General features: G+C 55.6%; 21 protein-coding genes. 16 read left to right on the top strand and 5 right to left on the bottom strand.

Annotated features, from left to right (window positions below):
• Positions 1-269: 269 nt before the first annotated feature.
• Both E1297_RS43230 and E1297_RS43225 read right to left on the bottom strand, forming a co-directional pair.
• Positions 270-1,367 carry a Gfo/Idh/MocA family protein gene (locus E1297_RS43230; protein ID WP_155149394.1) on the bottom strand — a complete coding sequence of 366 codons (1,098 nt, stop codon included), beginning with the start codon at positions 1,365-1,367 and terminating at the stop codon, positions 270-272.
• Positions 1,368-1,379: 12 nt separating this feature from the next.
• Positions 1,380-2,090: a GntR family transcriptional regulator gene (locus E1297_RS43225; protein WP_155149392.1), complete on the bottom strand. Its 711-nt coding sequence runs from the start codon at positions 2,088-2,090 to the stop codon at positions 1,380-1,382.
• A 106-nt stretch (positions 2,091-2,196) separates the two neighbouring features.
• Here E1297_RS43225 and E1297_RS43220 point away from each other — a divergent pair, with 106 nt between their 5' ends.
• The 6 genes from E1297_RS43220 to dctP are packed head-to-tail and all read left to right on the top strand — an operon-like array spanning position 2,197 to position 7,774.
• On the top strand, positions 2,197-3,351 hold the full coding sequence (locus tag E1297_RS43220) for an LLM class flavin-dependent oxidoreductase (protein WP_155149390.1): 1,155 nt from the start codon (positions 2,197-2,199) through the stop codon (positions 3,349-3,351).
• Entirely contained in the window at positions 3,351-4,241 is an 891-nt protein-coding gene (locus tag E1297_RS43215) for an aldo/keto reductase family oxidoreductase (RefSeq protein ID WP_155149388.1), read from the top strand. The genes E1297_RS43220 and E1297_RS43215 overlap by 1 nt, the downstream gene beginning before the upstream one ends.
• Entirely contained in the window at positions 4,238-4,756 is a 519-nt protein-coding gene (locus tag E1297_RS43210; protein ID WP_209016342.1) for a flavin reductase family protein, read from the top strand. Before E1297_RS43215 ends, E1297_RS43210 begins: the two co-directional genes overlap by 4 nt.
• 53 nt (positions 4,757-4,809) lie before the next feature.
• Complete coding sequence (locus tag E1297_RS43205; RefSeq protein WP_155149386.1) at positions 4,810-5,397, top strand: TRAP transporter small permease; 588 nt, start codon at positions 4,810-4,812, stop codon at positions 5,395-5,397.
• Positions 5,398-6,687 carry a TRAP transporter large permease gene (locus E1297_RS43200; RefSeq protein ID WP_155149384.1) on the top strand — a complete coding sequence of 430 codons (1,290 nt, stop codon included), beginning with the start codon at positions 5,398-5,400 and terminating at the stop codon, positions 6,685-6,687.
• Positions 6,688-6,712: 25 nt separating this feature from the next.
• Positions 6,713-7,774 carry a TRAP transporter substrate-binding protein DctP gene (gene dctP, locus E1297_RS43195; protein ID WP_155149382.1) on the top strand — a complete coding sequence of 354 codons (1,062 nt, stop codon included), beginning with the start codon at positions 6,713-6,715 and terminating at the stop codon, positions 7,772-7,774.
• A gap of 31 nt (positions 7,775-7,805) precedes the next feature.
• Here the strand turns inward: dctP and E1297_RS43190 are convergent, their stop codons facing one another.
• Positions 7,806-8,276 carry a tetratricopeptide repeat protein gene (locus E1297_RS43190; protein ID WP_155149380.1) on the bottom strand — a complete coding sequence of 157 codons (471 nt, stop codon included), beginning with the start codon at positions 8,274-8,276 and terminating at the stop codon, positions 7,806-7,808.
• 87 nt (positions 8,277-8,363) lie between these two features.
• Here E1297_RS43190 and E1297_RS43185 point away from each other — a divergent pair, with 87 nt between their 5' ends.
• The 7 genes from E1297_RS43185 (at position 8,364) to E1297_RS43155 (ending at position 15,076) form a co-directional block, all read left to right on the top strand.
• Positions 8,364-9,563 (top strand): cytochrome-c peroxidase, encoded by a 1,200-nt coding sequence (locus E1297_RS43185; protein ID WP_209016341.1) that lies wholly within the window; start codon positions 8,364-8,366, stop codon positions 9,561-9,563.
• Between the two features lie 432 nt (positions 9,564-9,995).
• Positions 9,996-10,193, top strand: coding sequence for a hypothetical protein (locus tag E1297_RS43180; protein WP_155149378.1), 198 nt, complete (start codon positions 9,996-9,998; stop codon positions 10,191-10,193).
• Positions 10,194-10,221: 28 nt separating this feature from the next.
• A complete protein-coding gene (locus E1297_RS43175) occupies positions 10,222-11,556 on the top strand; it encodes a ferric reductase-like transmembrane domain-containing protein (protein WP_155149376.1) in 1,335 nt (444 codons plus the stop codon).
• A complete protein-coding gene (locus E1297_RS43170) occupies positions 11,537-12,214 on the top strand; it encodes a response regulator transcription factor (RefSeq protein WP_155149374.1) in 678 nt (225 codons plus the stop codon). The genes E1297_RS43175 and E1297_RS43170 overlap by 20 nt, the downstream gene beginning before the upstream one ends.
• 37 nt (positions 12,215-12,251) lie before the next feature.
• Positions 12,252-13,475 (top strand): HAMP domain-containing sensor histidine kinase, encoded by a 1,224-nt coding sequence (locus E1297_RS43165; protein ID WP_196223554.1) that lies wholly within the window; start codon positions 12,252-12,254, stop codon positions 13,473-13,475.
• A 67-nt stretch (positions 13,476-13,542) separates the two neighbouring features.
• Positions 13,543-14,181, top strand: coding sequence for a phosphatase PAP2 family protein (locus tag E1297_RS43160; protein WP_155149370.1), 639 nt, complete (start codon positions 13,543-13,545; stop codon positions 14,179-14,181).
• A gap of 127 nt (positions 14,182-14,308) precedes the next feature.
• On the top strand, positions 14,309-15,076 hold the full coding sequence (locus E1297_RS43155; RefSeq protein WP_155149368.1) for a heme-binding protein: 768 nt from the start codon (positions 14,309-14,311) through the stop codon (positions 15,074-15,076).
• A 422-nt stretch (positions 15,077-15,498) separates the two neighbouring features.
• Here E1297_RS43155 and E1297_RS43150 read toward each other — a convergent pair whose 3' ends face one another.
• On the bottom strand, positions 15,499-16,824 hold the full coding sequence (locus E1297_RS43150; RefSeq protein ID WP_155149366.1) for a GH1 family beta-glucosidase: 1,326 nt from the start codon (positions 16,822-16,824) through the stop codon (positions 15,499-15,501).
• A 2-nt stretch (positions 16,825-16,826) separates the two neighbouring features.
• Positions 16,827-17,858 (bottom strand): LacI family DNA-binding transcriptional regulator, encoded by a 1,032-nt coding sequence (locus E1297_RS43145; protein ID WP_155149364.1) that lies wholly within the window; start codon positions 17,856-17,858, stop codon positions 16,827-16,829.
• Positions 17,859-18,068: 210 nt separating this feature from the next.
• On the opposite strand from E1297_RS43145, the gene E1297_RS43140 reads away from it, so the two are divergent.
• The 3 genes from E1297_RS43140 to E1297_RS43130 all read left to right on the top strand — a co-directional run bounded on the left by E1297_RS43140 (position 18,069) and on the right by E1297_RS43130 (position 21,563).
• Positions 18,069-19,337 (top strand): ABC transporter substrate-binding protein, encoded by a 1,269-nt coding sequence (locus tag E1297_RS43140; RefSeq protein WP_155149362.1) that lies wholly within the window; start codon positions 18,069-18,071, stop codon positions 19,335-19,337.
• 66 nt (positions 19,338-19,403) lie between these two features.
• Positions 19,404-20,411 carry a carbohydrate ABC transporter permease gene (locus E1297_RS43135; RefSeq protein ID WP_155149360.1) on the top strand — a complete coding sequence of 336 codons (1,008 nt, stop codon included), beginning with the start codon at positions 19,404-19,406 and terminating at the stop codon, positions 20,409-20,411.
• Positions 20,412-20,414: 3 nt separating this feature from the next.
• Positions 20,415-21,563 carry a carbohydrate ABC transporter permease gene (locus E1297_RS43130; RefSeq protein WP_155149358.1) on the top strand — a complete coding sequence of 383 codons (1,149 nt, stop codon included), beginning with the start codon at positions 20,415-20,417 and terminating at the stop codon, positions 21,561-21,563.
• The last annotated feature ends 3 nt before the right edge of the window (positions 21,564-21,566 follow it).

Below are 21,566 nucleotides of genomic sequence, written 5' to 3'. Positions count from 1 at the left end.
CGGAAACGGTGTTGTCGCGATACTGCCAAAAAAGCAGCCGCCCGTGTTTGCCGCAGCGATCTTGCTCAGTCGAAACCACTGACCGCAGACCTATTGCAATAAGTCGACGGGGTGAGATTTCCCGACGAACTTTGCCCAAAAATCTGACTGAACTCAAACGATGACCACCGCGTCAGCAGTCTAAGCGCGAGTTCGGTATGAGACCAGCTCTGACACAAAAAATGCCTGGGACATTCGTGGTATAAGAACGCCCCGGGCTCCAATTCCAATCAACCGTTCAGATATACCGTTTCACCGGTATCTATCGCCTGTTGCGCAGCTTGCCCCATTCTAACGGCCCAGAGACCGTCTTCTAAACTCACGTCCGGCTTGGCCTTTTCGCCACGAAGCAAAGCCAGAAAGCCCTCATGCTGATAGTAGGTTGATCCGTTGTGATCCCCGGCTGCCAGCAGGCCGGGCTCCACTGGAACGTCCACTGACGCAGGCCCTTTAGGATTGCGTGGGCTCACGATCACCTTCGGCGTTGGTGCGTCTCCCAGGTGATCCGGCCAGAAGCGTCCGGGTCCAGGCACCAGAGCTTCGATTTTGGCGCCCGGCCCGACAGCCGATATTTCTTCTTGGTAGCGAGATCCTTCTGCGAACATGCAAAGCTCCAGCATCGCGCGTGCACCTGAAGCAAACTCGGCAATTACATAGCCGTGGTCGAGAATGTCCGGAGTTTCGCCGTCGTAACTCTCGTCCAGATGGTTGACGGCCTGCCCCCCGCTAGCGGTGATACGCACCGGGTCAGATTTCAATATCAAGCGCATGAGATCGAAGAAGTGGCAGCATTTTTCAACAAAAGTGCCACCGGTATTGCGGTTGAATCGATTCCAGTGCCCGACCTTTTCAAGAAATGGAAAACGATGTTCGCGGATTGATAGCATCTTTACACCACCCGTCGCCTCAGCCTTTTCGATCAGAGCTGCAATGGGAGGCATATACCGGTATTCCATTGCAACCCAGATCGGGCACGGGTAATCGCGCTGTACCTGCTCCAGCCGATCCAAATCCCTTGAATCTGTAAACAGAGGTTTCTCTACCAGCAACGGCAGCGGGCGCGTGTTAGCAACTTCGCAGATCTGATCCACATGCAGATGGTTCGGGCTGGCAATGACGATACAATCGAGTTCTTTTACCGTCAGAAGCTCCTGCACCGAACCTACCATGATTGCGGTCGGCGCAATCTTCGCTGCCGCAGCGGCCATCTCTGGATCAGGTTCAAATATTGCCGTTACACGAGTACCTTCCAGCAAGTCGATATTGTGAAGGTGCTCTTGCCCCATCATGCCGCATCCAATCAGCCCGTAATTGATGGTCCGGGTCATGCGTGCTTCCTTTTACTTTAGACGTTGGACGTAGTTGGCCCGATCCGGATCGAACCATGTTTTCGAGAACTCAACGGGTTCGGCGCTTTCCGACCAGCTGAAACGTTCGATATAGCCGGCTGCGTCGCCCGCCTGTTTAGTGAAATTGGGCGGCGTCCAATCCGGTAATGGTTGGACTGAAACCCTGTCTTCGGCCCTTGCGATCCAAAACCCCAATTGGCGCTGATAGTAGCGGTAGAGAGAGTCGGAAAGCAGGCTCCGGTCGATCAATCCCGCTGATTCGTCGAGCCAGATTTCCTCGACCGCAATAATTGTATCATTCAGGTAGCGCATCCGGCGCACCCTTGAGCCTGCATCAGAAGCTCCGAAACTTGGCAGATCGGCCGGCTTCTTCAAATGATCAACCGACAGAATATCCGCTCGCGGCAGTCCGCCCCCTTCAGGTAACTCAAGCCTGAACATCGCGTAGACGCTGTCTTGTGTTCCGGTCTCGCGAATATAGTTGCCCGAACCTTGAATACGCTCCAGCATCCCTTTTTTTTCCAGCTCAGCGAGCGATTTTCGCAACGTCCCAACCGAGACTTTCAACTCCGCTGCCATCTCACGCTCAGGCGACAATCGTTCACCATCAATCAGGCGGCCCGCTGCGATATCGCGGATCAGCAGTTCTGCGATCTGGATGTAAACCGGCAGTGCGTTCGGATTTCTGTCGGATGCGTTCATGTGGGGCGCTTCACTCGGTCGCAGGAAAAATTGATACACTATTGATCTACATCAAAGCGATTGCTACGCAAGAGGAAAAGCGAAACCGACGTGGAGAGCGACTCAGATGACCATCGTCCCAATCACATCGCCCGATCTGGAAGCGGTTGAGGTGTCTTGGTTCGCGGCGCTGTGTTCAGATGATTATCAGTTTCTGGGTGTGCCTGATGGTGACCTGCGGTCGAGCTGGGAGCATTGTTCCGGCATCGTGAGAGAGGCCGAGGCGCAAGGATTTCGCAATATCCTGTGCCCGTCTTCGTATCAGGTTGGTCAGGACACGCTGAGCTTCGTGGCGGGATGCGCGCCATTCACTGAAAAGATCAATCTGTTGGCCGCTGTGCGTTGTGGCGAGATGCAGCCGATCATGCTGGCCCGCACCATCGCTACGCTGGATCACATGCTGAAGGGCAGGCTAACCGTCAACATCATCTCGTCTGACTTCCCTGGTGAGAAAGCCGACAGTGCGTTCCGCTACCAGCGTTCGCGCGAAGTGGTCGAGATTCTGAAACAGGCGTGGACACAGGATGAGATCAACCATGCTGGTGAGGTCTACAACTTTTCGGGTCTGACGACTGATCCGGCGAAACCCTATCAGACTGGCGGCCCGCTGCTCTATTTCGGGGGCTATTCTCCGTCCGCTTTGGACCTGTGCGGTGAACATTGCGACGTTTATCTGATGTGGCCCGAGACCAAGGATCAACTGGCTGAGCGGATGAAGGCCGTGCACGCGGTTGCTGAGAATTACAACCGGACGCTGGATTACGGCCTTCGGGTGCACATGATCGTGCGCGATACCGAGGCCGAGGCGCAGGAATACGCTGACTACATCGTCTCGAAACTGGATGACGAATACGGTCGCGCCATCCGCGAACGCGCTTTGGACGCGACCTCTTTGGGCGTCGCGCATCAGGCGAAGAACCGGGATTTGGCAGACGAGTATGGCTATGTCGAACCTGGTTTGTGGACAGGCGTTGGTCGTGCACGCTCGGGCTGTGGTGCCGCGCTGGTCGGGTCGACCGATCAGGTTATGTCCAAGATCGAAGAGTATCAGAAGATGGGCATCCGAGCCTTCATCTTCTCGGGCTACCCGCACCTGGACGAAGCAAAACATTTCGGCGCCCGAGTGATGCCCAATCTGAAAACCTGCTCGCTGCCCGAAGCTTATGGGCGCGTGCCTGCAACCACCCCAGCGACTCCGCTGGGCAACGGAGTTCGTCGCTGATGCAACGTGTGAAACTGTCTGACACGCTGGAAATGAGCCGCCTCGTTTATGGCATGTGGCGCCTGGGCGACGACAGCGATACCTCGGCAGCCCATGTCGAGGCAAAGATCCAGGCCTGTCTGGATCAGGGCATCACCACCTTCGATCAGGCCGATATCTACGGCGACTACAATGCCGAGGCCGTTTTGGGTGCTGCCCTGCGCGAAAATCCTGCACTGCGCCAGAAGATGGAGATTGTCACCAAATGCGATATCGTGGCACCTTGCGGACGGTATTCGCATGCCAAAGTTAAGTACTACGACACATCACGGGCACATATCCTGAAGTCGGTCGATACCTCTCTGACCGGAATGGCGATCGACCATATCGATCTGCTGCTGATCCACCGCCCTGATCCGTTCATGGACCACCATGAAACGGGTGAGGCATTGGACGAGGTCGTTGCCAGTGGCAAGGTCGGCGCGGTTGGCGTGTCCAATTTCCGTCCTTGGGATTGGTCCCTGCTGCAATCGGCCATGAAAACGCAGCTGGTTACGAACCAGATCGAGATTTCGCTGGGTGAGATTAGCCCTTTCACCAATGGCGATCTGGCCTTTCACCAACAACATGGCCATCCGCTGATGGCGTGGTCCCCACTGGGCGGCGGTTTGCTGATGGCCGGAAATCCTCCAGTCGGTGTCGTTGCGGATGAGATTGCGGAGGAATTCGGTGTCGATCGAGCCGCTGTTGCGATTGCCTTTCTGCTTGCCCATCCGGCCAACATTCTGCCGGTTCTGGGTACAAACAATCTGAACCGGATCACACGAGCCTCGGACGCGCTTAAAGTCAAACTGGACCGTGAAAGCTGGTACCGCCTGTATGAGGCGGCGCTGGGACATGAGGTGCCATGATGAACGCAATCTCACGCGAGATGACCCACACATTCGTGCCGCACAAGGACGACACTCGAACCCTGCGCGATGCCTTTGGCCGTTTTGCCACCGGCGTCACCGTCGTGACCTGCGACAGCGAAGATGGGCCGATCTGCATCACCGCCAACAGTTTCTCGTCCCTGTCGCTCGATCCGCCGTTGGTCATGTGGGCCGGTGACCGCAATTCGCGCCGGTTTCGTTATTTCCACACGGCACGCCATTTCAGCGTGCATGTTCTGTCAGCCCAACAGGCCGAGCTGTGTTTTGGTTGCTCAAAGGACGCTCATGCACTGCGCAAGATCGAACATGACCGCTGTGAAAACGGCACCCCTTTACTGCCGGGCAGCCTTGCCCGGTTCGAATGCGAGCAGCACGCCTATCACGATGCAGGCGATCACGTGATCGTGGTGGGCAAAGTTCTAAAGGTTAGCATGGCGGATGGAGACGCGCTGACCTTTTACGCCGGAAAGCTCGGCCAATTTGCGCATCACTAAGCGCAATATGACGACTGCGGGGCCAACTCGCGGCTGACAATGGGAGGATCCGCATGGGCGGATTGACGTCGGTGCTGGCACCGATTGCATTCGTAAACGAAACCGTGCTGCGATTGGGCCGCGCGGTTGGCGTCGTTGCGATTGTGCTCATGGTGATCGCAATCCTGATTCAGGTTTTCTTCCGATACGTGCTTGGCAACGCTTTGCCCTGGCCGGATGAGGCCGCGCGATTCTGCATGCTGTGGATGACCGGTTTGATGGCGCCGACCGCGTTCAGGCGCGGCGGGTTTGTGGCCATAGATATGCTGGAGCGTCTGCTGCCTCGCACCATTGGTCAGCTGCTAAACTTGTCCCTGTTCGTCATCTCGTTGGCTGTATTGTTGGTTGCTGTGAAAATCGGCTGGTCCGAAGTGACTGGCTTTGGTGGAAAGTTCGCAACTGCTGCTTTGTACCTGCCGACATCTTTCGGTTTTGACGAATGGTTTCGCATTCCGCGCAGTTGGATGATGGCGTCGCTGCTTGTTGGGATCGTATTGCTGATCTCGGTGAATATCGAACTCATACTGCGGTCCTTCATCACGCTTATTGGCGGTGGACACCTGTTGCCGGAAATTCCGGATGCCGCAGTGGGGGCCGAATAAATGCTGATCTGGTTCCTGCCCACTTTCCTTGTTTTCCTGTTGATCGGCCTGCCGGTTTTTTTCGCTCTGCTGGCCGCGCCCGGTATTCTGCTTTGGCTCAATGGTCAGACGAATGACATCACGCTGCTCTATCGCAATGTCTACAATGGCATGGACAGTTTCCCACTGATGGCGATCCCTTTCTTCATGCTGGCCGGAGAGTTGATGAATCGCGGCGGCATTACTATCCGTCTGGTCGAGTTTTCACAGGCTTTGATGGGGCATTTGCGCGGTGGGCTTGCGCATGTGAATGTTCTGAGCTCAATTTTGTTCGCGGGCCTTTCGGGGTCTGCCGTTGCGGACACTTCGGCGCTTGGGTCGATGCTGATCCCGGCAATGGAGAAACAGGGCTATACCCGCAAATTCGCGGCGGCGATTACAGCGGCAAGTTCCGTGATCGGGCCGATCATTCCGCCTTCGGGCATCATGATCATCTATGCCTACGTAATGGGCGAAAGCGTGGCTGCTTTGTTCCTTGCCGGTATCGTCCCCGGAGTAATGGTTGGCGTCGGCCTGATGCTGATGATCAAGGTCATGGCCGACCGTTATGATTTCCCGGTCGCCAGCCGCAAATACACCTGGCCCGAGCGTCGTCAGGCCAGCCTCAAGGCGTTCTTTCCGCTAATGACCCCGGTCATCATTCTGGGCGGCATTCTAGGCGGTATCTTCACCCCGACCGAAGCCGCCGCCGTTGCCGTGGGGTATGCCTTCATCATTGGCTTCTTTGTTTTGCGCACCCTGAGTCTGAAAGAAGTGCCCGAGGTTCTCAGCAATGCGGGCATGACCTCGGCCGTCGTGCTGTTGCTGGTTGGTGCAGCGATGGCGTTCAAAACTGTGGTCAGCCTCAGCCACGCGCCGGAACAACTCGCCTCGTTGATCCTCAGCCTGTCGGAGAATCCGCTGATCCTGCTGTTCCTGATCAACCTGCTGTTGTTCATCGTCGGCATGTTCCTAGATGCAGGCCCCGCGATCATCATTCTTGGTCCGATCCTGGGCCCTATCTTTACGAGCCTCGGCGTCGACCCGATCCATTTCGCCATTATCATGAGCGTCAATCTGACCGTCGGTCTGGCCACACCGCCGATGGGGCTGGTGCTGTTTGTGGCCGCCGCCGTGTCGCGCGAACGGGTCGAAACCATTGCCAAGGCAATCCTGCCGTTTCTGGCCGTCGAAATCATCGTGATCTTTTTGATCACCTATATTCCCGAACTATCCATGACGATCCCGAGAATAACGGGATTTGCAAACTGAACTGAGTATCACAGGGAGGAAACGCATGCTCAGAGATTTCTTCAGAACCGCAGCGGTGGCGACGTCGCTGCTAGCTGCATCCGCCATCGCGGCGACGGCGGCTGATTACACTTTGCGCGCTACGGCCAATTCGAATGAAAACGATGAAGACTATGACGGTCTGATCGTCTTCAAAAATTACGTCGAAGCGGCCTCGAACGGTGCGATCGAAGTCGAGTTGTTCATCGGCACGCAACTGTGTTCGAACGGCGCGGAATGCCTGCAAGGTGTGGCTGATGGCACTATCGACATCTACATCTCTACCTCTGGCGGCGCTTCGGGCATCTTCCCTTACGTTCAGGTCCTCGACCTGCCCTACCTGATGGCCGATGACCGTGTGGCCGAGCGTGTTTTGTCTGGTGATTTCACCCGCACAATGCGCGACATGGCGTTGGAGGATTCCGGCGGTGCGATCCGCCTGATGACCATCGGCAACACGGGCGGCTGGCGTAACTTCGCGAACACTCAACGCCGCATTGCCGAACCCGCCGACATGGAAGGATTGAAGATCCGCACCGTGGTCGCCGACCTGCCGCAGGAACTGGTCAAGGCTCTTGGCGCGTCACCGACCCCGATCCCGTGGCCTGAGCTGTTCACCAGCTTCCAGACCGGCGTTGTTGAAGGGTCCAAGAACGGCATCACCGACATCATGGGCATGAAATTCCCGGATGCGGGCCTGCAATACGTTACGCTGGACGGCCACGCCTATATGGGTGCGCTGTGGTGGATGAATAACGCCAAGTTCCAGGAGATGCCCGAGGATCTGCGCCGAGTAGTCGTCGACGGCTTCTACGCCCTGCAGCAGGCCACTTTTGCCTCGCCCAAGCGCAAGTCGATCCAGGCCTACGAAGATTTCGTTGCGGGCGGTGGTGACCTGTACGTTCCGACACCCGAACAGAAAGCCGCGTTCAAAGATGCTGCTACGCCTGTTTATGAGTGGTTCCAGTCCAACGTGGCCCGTGGTGATGAGATCTTTGCTGCACTGACCGAAGCTGTTTCGATCGCAGAAGGCGAGATCAACGCGTCACGCGATGCAGACCTGAACTAACGATGGTGGGTCGGGCCTGATGGCCCGGCCCTCACCGAAACGGGTACATCCACCCTTTGTAGTCGTTGACCAGAACATGCGCCTTCTCGATTTGCTCCGGCGACATTTTCTTGACCACTTCCTCAAGGCTGATCGCCGCGTCGGGATCGCCGCCAATAGCGCTGAGCGTGTACCACATATATGCCCGCACCAGATCGGGCGCTGGCATGCCCAGACCCAGCTCATAATACCAACCGACGCCGGATTGCGCCCCGGGATGCCCTTTCATCGAGGCGCGCAGGTACCATTCAAAGGCCCGCTCATAGTCCTGCTCGATACCCAGACCAAGGCCATACATCACACCGATCAGTTCTTCGGCCTCGGCGTTGCCCGAGCGTGCTGCTGGCAACAGTTCCTCACGCGCGGCTTCGAACTCACCGGCCTCCATCATGTCACGGGCCTGTTCCAGCTCGGCCAACGCCGGGGTCGCAAGAAGACAAAGGGCAAAAACAAACTGGCGCATGGGGTAGCTGCTCTCTTCTGGGCCGGGTCGGCAATCGCACAGGAATTACCACGACCGCTGACAGATGACGATTTCCTGTCCTTTGATATGGAACAGGCGGCCATCGGTCATCAACTGTTTTACGACCCGATCCTGTCGGGCAATCAGAACATATCTTGTGCACATTGCCACCATCCGGATTTAGGCACGTCGGATGGGTTATCGCTGGGGATCGGAGAAGGTGGGGAAGGTCTGGGGCCTGACCGTACACCGGGAACCGGCCCTGATAAAATCCGCAAACGCATACCCCGCAATTCTCCGGGTTTGTGGAACCTTGGGGCAAAGGAAATCCATACTGTCTTTCATGACGGTCGCCTCAGTATCTCAGATGTTTACGGCAACGGCTTTAATTCCCCTGCACAGGAATGGTTGCCCGACGGGCTGAACTCTCTACTAGCTGCTCAGGCTTTGTTTCCACTGACTTCGCAGTTCGAAATGGCAGGCAACGTTGCCGAAAACCAAGTGACAGGGGCTGTGCATGATCGCATCGACAAAGGTTGGCCGATTTTGGCGAAACGCGTCCGTACCAGCCCATACTACGGTCCTGCGATGGTTGCTGCCTTTGATGAAGTTGAGACTGCTGAAGAGATCACCATTACCCAGATCGCAAACGCGCTGGCAGCCTTCATGGCAATCGAATGGCGCAGCACGGATAGTCCGTTCGATCAATATCTGGCTGGTAACACCAAAGCCCTGACGGCTGCCCAAAAAAGCGGCATGGACCTGTTTTATGGAAAGGCTCAATGCTCCTCCTGCCATTCAGGCCCGTTGATGACGGATCAGAGGTTTCACGCCTTGGGCGTGCCACCTTTCGGTCCGGGTCGAACCCGGCAATGGGACCCGTATGCCCGTGATGTCGGACGCATGGGTGAAAGCGATCGCTTGGAAGATGCCTATAGGTTCCGCACGCCTATGCTGCGCAACGTGGCCCTGACCGCACCTTACGGTCACAATGGTGCCTTTCCCGATTTGGAAAGCATCATTCGCCATCACTTAAATCCTCATTCGAGCCTGGAGAATTGGAAACCTCAAATGGCCGCGTTGCCAAGCGTTCCATGGTTACAGAAAACTGATTTTTTGGTTTGGGAAGACCGTTTTGAGATGGAACGTCAGATCAGTAAGATCGACATTGATCCGATCCAACTTACAGAGCCGGAAGTTCAAAACCTAATTTCTTTCATGCACTCTTTGACGGGGTTCAGCGTGAATTCACCGAAATTTGGTGTGCCCAAGGGGTTTGTTCCTTAGATCTCCCACAAATCCTTAGTGCTGTTGGACAAAACCGATCTGCATCCGCAGCATTGTGTTACGAATTCGAATGGCAGCGTTGGGTCGTTCTCGATTTGCTGCAGTTGCAATGCTCAGACCATCGATGAAGGATCGTTCAAGGCTCGAAGTATCAGTCAAGGCGCACTGCAGAGAACGGCGGCTTTGCACCCAAAGCAACCGAAACTGCAAAGTGCGCAAACGTCTGCAATTCGTCGGTCTGATTGCATGCGTAGTGTTGCTCGATCCCGATTGTACGGAAGGGAAAATGGTAAGCATACTATGAACGAGATCAGAGCAGCTTTACCGGGCCAGCCGTTCAGGCAGAGCAATTCTTACAAAACTGTATATCAGCGGTGAGTTGGATTTAAGGCTCAAACATCACTTCCTTTCAGATAGACGAAAGGACAAGATATGAGTTTCCTAACAGCCTTCTACCCCAGAGTTTTCAGCATTCTCAGTGCGATGTTCCTCGCTCCATTTGTTGTATTCTTCGGGCTGATGATGTCGGTCTTTGCACTTGGGCTATTTCTGATTTCGGTTGGGGCTTTGTCGGCGATTGGCAAGCAGGTTGAAGACGCAAACTTCAAAGTGCCTCAACCTTCAAACTGAATATCCAAAAATCAAAGCGGTATTCCCAATGTCCCCAAAAACTCTGATCCTTGCTGCCACGTTCGTATTGGCGCACTTTGTTCTTGTTGGCCCATTTGTGCCATTCGCCAATTTTTTTCCTGCCAGTCTCGGAGCGTTATCGATGAGTTCAATGGCCCTGTCGCTGATTTTGGCGGCGCGTTGGCGGGTCGTTGATCGCGTGATGGGCGGGCCGGACAAATCTTACGGCGCACATAGATGGCTGGGTTTCTTTGCCCTCGCCGGTGCGCTCGGGCATTGGGCGACTGCAGAGACCTTTGGTTCCGGGGTGGTGCCCTTGTTGGCAGAAAGCGGTGAAAGCGTGGGTTGGTATGCTGCGATGGGTTTGCTTCTGCTGACGTGCGCTGCGATGGTGCGGGCGATCCCCTATCACTTGTGGAAGGCCAGCCATATGTTGATGGGACCGGTTTTTCTGTTGGCAGCGTATCACACGTTTTTTGTTGCGAGCCCTCTTGCGGTCGGTGTTGCACCCTGGACGTTGATGGCTGTGGTTTCGGTTGTTGGCTTGCTTGCCTGGGGCCAAACCCTGTTACGCAAGTTCGAGTTGACGCGACTAGTGACCGTCGAAAACGCAACTCCCTTTGAGGGTGGTGTAGATGTGACGTTTCGCGCTGACAGCTCGCTGCCCGCGTTTCGGCCCGGGCAGTTCGCAACGATCGCCCACAATAGGGCTCGCGCCGAACCTCATCCCTTTACAATTGCTGGCGGTAACGAAACCTCACGCCGTTTCGTGATCCGCGCTGCCGGGGACTGGACCGATGAGTTCGTCAACACCGTCACCGCAGGCGACCAATTCCGTCTCGGGCGCGGTGTTGGGCGTTTCCTGCCGCAGGTTCGAGCGAAGCGTACAGAACAGCTTTGGGTCGCGGGCGGGGTTGGAATTACGCCATTTCTGGCGGCGTTGGAGCGTATGGAGCCTGACAGCAGCGCTCGAGTGAGCCTGATTTACTGCATTAGATCCAGAGAGTCTGCCGGAGCAATGGCTGATGTCGAACATCACGCTGCCCGACTGCCGCAAGTTGACCTCTATGTCCTCAGCGATATTGAAGGGGACAAGCTGACGCCAGCGCGTCTGACGCAGATCATGCGCGACATGCAGGCAGAGTCACAGGTCTATCTATGCGGCCCAGAAGGACTGAAATTGATGGTCACGACCGCGTGGGAGATGCTCGGTAAAACCGGCCGCGTCCACAGCGAGCGCTTTGACTTCAGGGGCGCCTACGGATTGACGGATCTCATATACATCGGCAGACCTGCTCTTGAGGCGGCGCGAAACTGGATGGCCGGACGAAGGGAGATGACCGATGCGGCTTCTGGTACTTGAAGATGATCCTAAGCTTGGCCCTTGGGTGGAACAGGGACTGCGCGAGGCGGGCCATGTGGTCGATCTGTTCACGGATGGCAAGGATGCGCTCTTTGCCGCGATAGATCAGAGCTATGACGTATTGGTACTGGATCGTATGGTGCCCGGTTTGGATGGTTTGTCCGTCCTCAAGGCATTGCGGCACGCCAAAGTGACTGCGCCAGCTATATTTCTGACGGCGTTGAGCGAAGTGGACGATCGAGTCGAAGGCCTGCGGGCCGGGGGCGAGGACTACTTGGCCAAACCGTTCGCCTTCAGTGAACTTCTGGCACGGGTCGAGGGCCTAGCTCGGCGCCCCGGTGCCTCTGAAGAGACCGCTTCCGAGCTCACTGCCGGGGATATTACTATCGACCTGCACAAACGCACCTGTGTGCGTCAGGGTATGCCGGTGGATCTGAACCCCAAGGAGTTCCTGTTGCTTGAGGTATTCTTGCGCTCAAAGGGACGCGTACAGACGCGTACCATGTTGCTTGAAAAAGTATGGGACATGAATTTTGATCCCACGACGAGCGTTGTCGAAACCCATATCAGCCGCTTGCGTGGAAAGATCGAAAAGCCTTTTGGTGACACGATAATCCGCAACATTCGCGGTACGGGTTATGTTTTTGAACAGGTTTAGCTCTTTGTTCCGCTTGTCTGCGATACGGCAGGCTTTGGTGTTGCTGACACTTTTTTCGATGATCTCAATCGCTGCGTGGGGGGGAACCTACTGGCTGGTTCAACGCGAAATGAGGCGGACGGTGGACGCAAGGTTAAGCGATCGGATGAAGATTGCGGTCCAGGCCCTGGCGGCGGGCGAAGCCTTACCCGCTCCTGATAATGGCGAAAGCGCTCGGTTGATAGAGGATACTGGACGCCTTGGCTTCTGGACTGATCCGGAGCAGGGTGCCGAAACGCGCTATCTTCAGCGCCAAACCCGTCAAGGTGTGATCTTGTTGGGTGAAAACACGGAGCGGCAAGAAGAACTTCGTCATATTCTGGCGGCAGGGATGCAGATTAGCCTTTTGGGCAGTCTTCTTGCCGCTGGCTTTGCAGCCGTGTGGATGGCTCTGCGGGCGCAAAAGCGATTGAATATCATCACTGGAAGTTTGGCGGATGTTGCCCGTGGGCAGTTGGACAAACGCATTGTTCTGGAGGGGAACGATGACCTTAGTCTTGTGGCTGGTCGCATCAACTCGACGACTGCACGGCTTGAGCAGGCAATGGCGGACATGCGCGTGCAGTCCTCAAACATTGCGCATGACCTGCGTACGCCGTTGGCAAGACTGCGCGCAGAGATCGAGACCTCTTTGAGCAAACTGGTCGAGAATGGCCGCTCCGTCACAGAACGCGATCTTGGGGAAGCATTGGATCAGATTGACCAGATTACGGGGACGTTTGAGGCTTTGCTTCGATTATCCCGCATCGAAAGTGGAGCAGGGCGCGCAGATTTTAAACCGGTCTCTTTGGATGAGCTGATTGATCGGGTGCTGGAGACGTTCAACCCTGTTGTTGAGGAAGCAGGCCATGAACTCGTGGTCGAAAAAGCGGCACCTGCGCAGGTGCATGGTAATCCGGATCTATTGATGCAGCTTTTGGCCAATCTGATCCAAAACGCGCTCCGATATGGACCGGCGGGTCAGAAGATCACCTTGCGGTGCCATCAAATCCTGCTCTCGGTTAGCGACGAAGGGCCCGGAATTCCCTTTGCAGAACGTGAACGCGTTCTCCAACCGCTCTATCAATTGAAAGCGGACCGTCAGGGCCAAGGGCTCGGTCTGGGCTTGTCCCTTGTTCAAGCCATTGCGGAGCTGCATGAGGCGGAACTGTCGTTGTCGGACGGACCAAAGGGTCACGGTCTGACAGTCACGATCCGTTTTCCAGCTCAAGCAACATTGTAAGTTCCGAGTAAATCACAGGACAGTTTGATCGGTGACACCTCTGCCAAAACAGGCAGGAGAGTTCAGAATGTCACCCTCAAAGAAACGCCGTCTGCGGCATCTGTTATGGATGGCCGCCCTTATCTCACTTGTTGGTGCAACTCTTTATCCCAGCGATATGGAGGGTCATTATGCAGTTTCCCGGAATGGCCATGACAATGCTCTGGTCACGGGCGTTGAAGATTATGGGCGGCACTTGAATACGCTCATTCCGATTGGCACGGCAATCGTATTGCGAGACATCAAGGGTCTTTGGCAAATTGCGACTGTGGTTGTCGCAGGAACAGCTGCGACACACGGACCAAAAAGGCTTCTCAATGACGTCGAAGTGTTTGGCACCCGCCTGGGCCAAAGGCCAAACGGGGGCGATCACAATCTGCCTTCGGGCCATTCCGCCCTCGCCAGTGCCGGCGCTTACATAGCTGTCAGGCGATACTGGAATTGGTTCGGCATTGTCGTCTGGCCGATCCTTCTGCTTACGATGTTTGCGCGCTACATGCTCGATGCCCATACGATATCAGCCACCATCGCTGGTGCCATCGTCGGTATGCTTGTCGCCGATCTTTTTGCCCGCCCATGTTTGCGTTTTCGTCGTCTCATCGCAGGTCGCGTATCGCGACCGGCCCTTCGAGGCAAAACTGTCGGCAATCGCGTTGTTTCGACTTGAGAGAAAGAACCAGCCGGGCCGCGATCACTGACAAAACTGTAAGTCCTCTGAAAGCGCGACGTGACCGCCGTCGGCTAGGTTTCCCTGCATCAAAGCATGAGGCAGTGCCTCACAAAAGGAGCATACAATGAAATTCCTTCAGATCATCGCAGTCACAACATCGCTTAGTGTTCTTACGATTCCAGCCGTTGCACTAAGTGCTGAAAATACAGCCTTGTCCATTGATGAAGCGATTGCAATCGCGCTTGAAGCCCAACCCGGCACAGTTGCCGAGGCCGAGCAGGACCAGTACGAAGGTCGTCCCGTGATCGACATCGAAATCGTGAACGACGCCGGGCAAGAAGTGGAGTTCAAAGTCGACATCGAAACCGGTCAGATATTGAACCAATGGATTGATGATGATCCCTCCGATGACCCAATCACGACGAATACGCTGACCGACAACACTAATGCCGAACCCTATGTGGAGCGGAGTATCCCGCTCGATTGGGCCCTTACAGCGGCCTCTGCCGCTCAGGAGGCTTGCTCGGATCTGGGTTTTGCCACGACCGTCACAGTGGTCGATCAGCGTGCGTTGCCTCGTGTCCAGTTGATGCGCGAAGGCGCGTTTCCGCACACCATCCACACCAGCAGTCGCAAGGCCATTACGGCAGCATCGCGTCGGGAGGCAACGGCTGTCATCGAGGCCGAGAATGAACATGAACCAACGCTTGGAGCGGTCTTCAACGAAATCGGTCTGATCACCTTATCGGGCGGCATACCAATCGTTTACGAGGGTGAAGTTATTGGGGGTATCGGTATCGCTGGATCCCCGGGCGAAGACCAGACTGGCAAAGAGTTTGACGACATTTGTGCCGAAGCTGGCATTGCTGCGATTGCTGACAGGCTGCAATAATCGGATTTTCTGATGACTGAGAGCGCGCGTCTTTCGCGCTTTCAGATCAGCATGGGTGGCATCCAACTGGGGAACATCAAATCAATCCCCCAAGCAAGTTTATTAGTGGTCGCCGGGCACGCAATTAGTTGAAGGCCTTCAAGCGAAGAGTAGCTCTCGTTCAAAATGTGCCCGTGGCTAATATGTGCAGTAGGAGAGCCGTTGAATCCAGGCAGTTTTGGGTTCGCAACGAATGGCAACTATGTGGCACTAACCGGATGTTTGAATGAGTTCCTCGACAGGCAGGAAGGAGAAAACACAGCAGAGATCGGCTTAGTGGTCTCGTCTCGCACTGAACCAGAGGCAACGATTGGTGTTCTGTGTCACCGACTGCGAACTGGTAGATGGCTGACCCAACACGCGAGGTTTACCCTTTGTAACGATCAATTGGTGTCTATGTTGTGAGCAGTCAGCATGTCCTTCAAGGCGAAGTAAGACGCTTTCGGGGTGCGCTTCATTGAATTGAAATCCACATCAACCAGGCCGAAACGTTTTTCATACCCCAAGGCCCATTCGTAATTGTCCAATAGGGACCAGACAAAGTACCCCTTAACCGGAACCCCTTCACCCAAGGCGACCTGGACTGCCGACAAGTGCTGATCCAGATAGTCGATACGGTCATCGTCTTGTTGACGCTCGGGGCTGGCCATACCGTTTTCGGTCACGTAGATCGGCAGGTCGCCGGTGTATTCACGCGCTGCTCGGATCAGGAACCTGCTCAGGGCGGCGGGCTCGATTTCCCATCCCATTTGGGTCTTCGGAAGAGGGCCCGGAACTTCGGCGAGACTTGGCCAGGCGGTTTCTGCGGGCGCGATCAGTTTGCGGGTGTAGTAGTTCAGTCCACACCAGTCGACGGGCGCTCCGATGGTTTCGAAATCATCTTGCCAACCCGACGGCAGGTGGGGCTCCAGCCCATCCAATACATTCTCGGGATAGGCTTTGTTGAACACGCCGCCCAGAAAGAACCGGTTGTATATTCCGTCATACACAGCGGCGGCCTGTTGGGCCTCAATGCTGTCATCGGCGGGTTCCGCCCATTCCAGGTTGAATACACCGCCCAGATTGGACATGCCCAACCCGCGCATCGTCTGAATGGCCTGGCCATGGGCCAGCAGAACGTGATGCATAGCGCGCGCCGTGGCTCGAATGTCGCGCAGTCCGGGGGCGTGGTGCCCTTCGAAATGGCTTAACCAACTGACACACCACGGTTCATTGATGGGGGCGACGCTGTACATGCGGTCGCCAATCCGTCCCATGATGACTTCGGTGAAATCGGAAAACCAACTGGCGATATCCCGGTTGTGCCAACCGCCCAAGTCGGCCAGGGGCGACGGCAGTTCCCAGTGATACAATGTCGCGCACGGGCGGATGCCACGCTCCAACAACGCGTCGGTCAGGCGATCATAAAAATCCAATCCCGCCTGATTAACGGGTCCACACCCCTCGGGCATCACGCGCGCCCAGCTGGTTGAGAAGCGATAGCAATCGAATCCCGCGTCGCGCACAAGATCGAGATCCTGTTCAAACCGGTTCAGGTGATCACAGGCCAGATCGCCGTTTTCTCCCCGCACCACATTTCCTGGTGTCGCTGCAAACGTATCCCAGTGTGTTGAACCGGCACCGCCTTGGGCGTGACCTTCGATCTGGTAAGCAGAAGTGGCGACTCCGAACAGAAAGTCATTGGGAAAATCGCTACGCGTATGTTTCATTGTCAGATCCTGTTGGGTGCTGGGCCGGTTGATTTGCCAACAACCAATTCCGCCTCAAGCAATCTGGTTTTGACCGGATCGTCAGGCGATTTGATCCTCTCGATCAACATCTCGGCGGCCAGCTCCCCTGCATGCCGCACTGAGGACCGTGTTGCCGTAAAAATGGGCACATCCTGTCCGTTTTTGAGATAAGAGAGGTCATCGTCATGCGCGATGACCGAGACATCTCGGCCAATTCGCAACCCCGCCTCGTCCAACGCTCGCCTCACACCAATCGCCGAAATCATCGAGGACGCCAAAATGGCGGTTGGCGGATCGTCCAGTTGCAGCATGTCGCGGGTTTCATGATGGCCGTAGACCTCGGTCATCTCGGCGCTGCGCATTAATTGTGGGTCCGGGACCAAGCCTGCTTGTTCCAGCGCTTGCAGATACCCGGCGCGACGGCGTTGTGCGAAATCCATATCCTCGAGCCCATTGATCAGAGCAATTCGGCGGTGACCCAAATCGATCAGGAACTGTGTTGCGCGTCGAAAGGAGCTTTTGTTGTTCACATCGATCCAGTCATACTCTGCATCTATCCCGGTCGAACGACCGTGTACGATAAATGGTACCGCCATCCGGTTTAGCAGATCGATACGACGCTCGTTGACCTTGGGGCCTTGCAAAACGACGCCATCCACGGCCCCGCGCTGAAACAAGCTGCGATAGGCCCCTTCGATCGAAGTGTCGTCCGCGGTGGTGAACATCATGTCGTAGCCGTTTGCAGAGTATGTTCTTGCAGCGCCGGCAACAAAGTCGCCGAAGATCGGGTTCACCATCTCGTGCTGGGACGAACTGGGGATGACGTGCCCGATCACCATAGACTTGCCAGTCGCCAGACCTTTGGCGCGGCTGTTTGGCCGATAGCCATGCTGGTCTGCAGCGGCCTGTACGCGCACCCGAGTCGCCTCATTCACCTCTGGATAGCCGTTTAGCGCGCGACTGACCGTTGTCTGCGAAAGACCGAGAATCTCAGAGAGCTGCTTCAGGTTCATTGCGTTCAAAGCGCCTTCAAATGGATGCCTACTTGTTTTGTTGTGATTTTTGGATTCCGTCAACCCGTTTTGGTAAAGAGGTCAAAATCGGCAATAATTGAAGGCCAGAAAACGATATGTTGACAGAATCTGATTGCCAGCAGATAAAGTGCAACATCCAAAGCGCTTTGAAAAGCTTGCAATGCGCAGATATTACTGGGAGGAGATTTCATGAAACACGCGCTTTATGCAGGTGTGGCCACATTCGCCCTGATGGCGGGAACGGCTCAGGCTGATAAGGTTACCGTGTTCGGGCCATGGCTGGGCCCGGACCAGGAAAACGTCGAAGCGGTTCTGGATGGCTTTGCAGCCGCGACAGGCCACGAGTACGCGTATGTTGGTTCAGATAGTTTCGAGCAGCAGATCAGGATTGATGCAGAGGCAGGCTCGGCGCCGAACATAGCCGTTTTCCCCCAGCCTGGTCTGGCGGCAGATATGGCCAAGTCGGGTTTTCTGACACCGTTGAGTGATGGCACCGCTGATTGGGTTCGTGACAATTACGCAGCCGGACAATCCTGGGTCGATCTGGGCACCTTTCCGGGGTCTGAAGGGCAGGATCACCTTTATGGGCTTTTTTACAAGGTAGATGTGAAATCCCTTGTTTGGTACGTGCCTGAAAATTTCGAGGATGCCGGTTACGAAGTTCCTACCACGATGGAAGAACTGAAAGCTTTGACCGATCAGATCGTCGCAGACGGAGAGACGCCGTGGTGCATCGGCCTGGGTTCAGGTGGTGCGACCGGTTGGCCAGCGACCGATTGGGTCGAAGACATGATGCTGCGCACTCAGTCGCCCGAGGACTATGACGCCTGGGTATCCAATGAAATGAAGTTTAATGACCCGAAAGTGGTCGCTGCCATCGAAGAATTCGGCGCGTTTGCACGCAATGATGACTATGTTGCGGGTGGGGCAGGTACGGTCGCAACGACCGATTTCCGTGACAGCCCAAAAGGCATGTTCAGTTCGCCACCACAGTGTTACATGCACCGTCAGGCGTCGTTCATCCCGGCATTCTTTCCTGAAGGCACGGTTGTCGGTGAAGATGCTGATTTCTTCTACTTCCCCGCATATGAAAGCAAGGATCTGGGTAGCCCGGTACTTGGTGCCGGCACTCTATGGGCAATCACCAATGACAGCCCGGCTGCACATGATCTGATCGCCTATCTGCAGACTCCTGAAGCACATGAGACATGGATGGCCCTGACCGGCTTCCTGACACCGCACAAAGGCGTTGATACCTCCGTATTCTCGGATCCGACGCTCAAGAAGATGAACGACATTCTTCTGGGTGCGACCACCTTCCGGTTTGATGGTTCGGACTTGATGCCGGGCGGCGTAGGGGCCGGCACATTTTGGACCGGTATGGTTGACTATGCTGGTGGAAAGCCCGCTCAGGAAGTCGCTGACGAGATCCAATCTTCCTGGGATGCGCTGGATTAAGCGCGTTAAAACCCGGGCGGTCTGCGCGTCAGGCCGCCCCTTTTCCCCTTCGCAACGGAGAGCGTGATGCATCCGGCAATTCAGGGCCTGCTGACCATCGCCATAGGCGTGTCGGGCTGTGTGGGCTATTTCTTTCTGTCCAACCAGTTTCTGGACAAGGTTCTGTTCCCTGCGCGCGGGCCGAATGCTGGCCGCAACATCAACCGCGCGAACATGATCCGTCCCTGGCTGTTTTTGCTTCCGGCGCTTGTGGCGATTGGCCTGTATCTGGCCTATCCGGTGGTTGAGACGTTGCGCCTGTCGCTCACGGATCGCGTGGCCGGAGGCGGGTATAAGTGGGTTGGTCTCGATAACTACGTCCAGATGGTGGCAGAACCGAAATTCTGGGAAGCCATGCGCAACAATATGTTCTGGTTGATCGTGGTCCCTGCGATGTCGACCGCATTTGGCCTGTTGGCAGCTCAGTTAACTGATCGGATCCGCTGGGGTAACATTGCAAAAGCTCTGATTTTTATGCCGATGGCGATCTCTTTCGTCGGGGCTTCGGTCATCTGGAAACTGATCTACGATGCGCGTCCGGCCGAGCAAGACCAGATCGGGATTCTGAATGCGCTTTATCTGTTCTTTGGCGGGGCCGAGCCACAAACCTGGCTAACCATTCCGTTCTGGAACAATTTCTTCCTCATGGGGATTCTGATCTGGATTCAGACAGGCTTTGCCATGGTGATCCTATCCGCTGCTTTGCGCGGCATCCCCGAAGAAACCGTTGAGGCGGCGGTTTTGGATGGGGCCAATCCCTTCCAGATATTCTTTAAAATCAAGGTGCCTCAAATCTGGAACACAATTCTGGTTGTTTGGACAACCATCACCATTCTGGTCCTGAAGGTATTCGACATCGTTTTCGCGATGACCAATGGCCAGTGGGAGACACAGGTTCTGGCCAACTACATGTACGACAAGATGTTCCGCGCCAATGATTGGGGCGTGGGTTCGGCATCGGCCATGGTGATCATGTTGCTGGTGACGCCGATCCTGGTCTGGAACATCCGCAACGCACGCCGGGAAATGGAGTAGGGGATGAGCGATATTGCAGGAACCAAACCCGCCCTCAGATGGATCGTCCAGGCCTCAGTCCTCTTTCTCGTGGTGCTTTGGGTAATACCGACACTGGGATTGTTGATCTCATCCTTTCGCACGGCTGACCAGATCGCGACGAGTGGCTGGTGGAAATCCCTGTTCCCGTCCGAGCAAAACCTGACGCTGCGCACGGCCGCGCCCGATACGCAGATTCTGGAAAACGGGATGTATGTGATTGAAGGGAACCTGTTCGACGAAGGGCAGAAGGCTACGATCTCAAAGTGGGGCGTCAGCTCCCGCGCGGTGGATGCGTTTGAACCCGGTCAGACAGCGGAATTGCGTCGTGGCGGGACTATCACGGTCGATGCAAACGGGAACTACAAAGCGCAAAATGCTGAGGAGTTTACTGGCAGCCGCGGTCCGCGTGTTTTTGTAAGTGCTGAACTTCCACCCGAGTTCACGCTGGACAATTACCACAAGGTTCTCTTGGCCGAGGATAGCACTGACAGTATGGGTCGGGCGTTCTTTAATACTCTGACCGTGACTATTCCTGCTACGATCATCCCCATTTTGGTTGCGGCATTCGCGGCTTATGCGTTGGCGTGGATGGAGTTTCCGGGCCGCGCGTTGCTGATTGCAGCAATTGTCGGGCTTTTGGTTGTTCCGCTTCAGCTCGCACTGATCCCCTTGTTGAAATTCCATCTTAATATTGGGATCGGCAAAGGGTATCTGGGTGTCTGGATGGCTCATACTGGCTTTGGAATGCCGCTGGCCATCTACCTTCTTCGCAGCTACATGGCCGGACTGCCACGCGATTTGATCGAAAACGCGCGGGTCGACGGGGCATCTGAGTTCCAGATATTCACGAAACTGATCCTTCCACTCAGCTTCCCGGCGCTGGCGTCATTCGCGATCCTGCAGTTCCTGTGGACCTGGAACGACCTTCTGGTGGCCAAAGTCTTCCTGATTGATGCATCAGGTCAAACCACCGTCATGACCAATCGAATTGTTGAACTGCTGGGTACAAGAGGGGGCAACTGGGAAATCCTCGCCACCGCTGCGTTTGTTTCGATCATCGTTCCACTGATTGTTTTCTTCGCAATGCAAAAATACCTGGTCCGTGGCCTGCTGGCCGGATCCGTCAAATAGAGG

The organism is Roseibium sp. RKSG952 (genome assembly GCF_009711355.1).
This window is presented reverse-complemented; position numbering and strand designations above follow the sequence as displayed.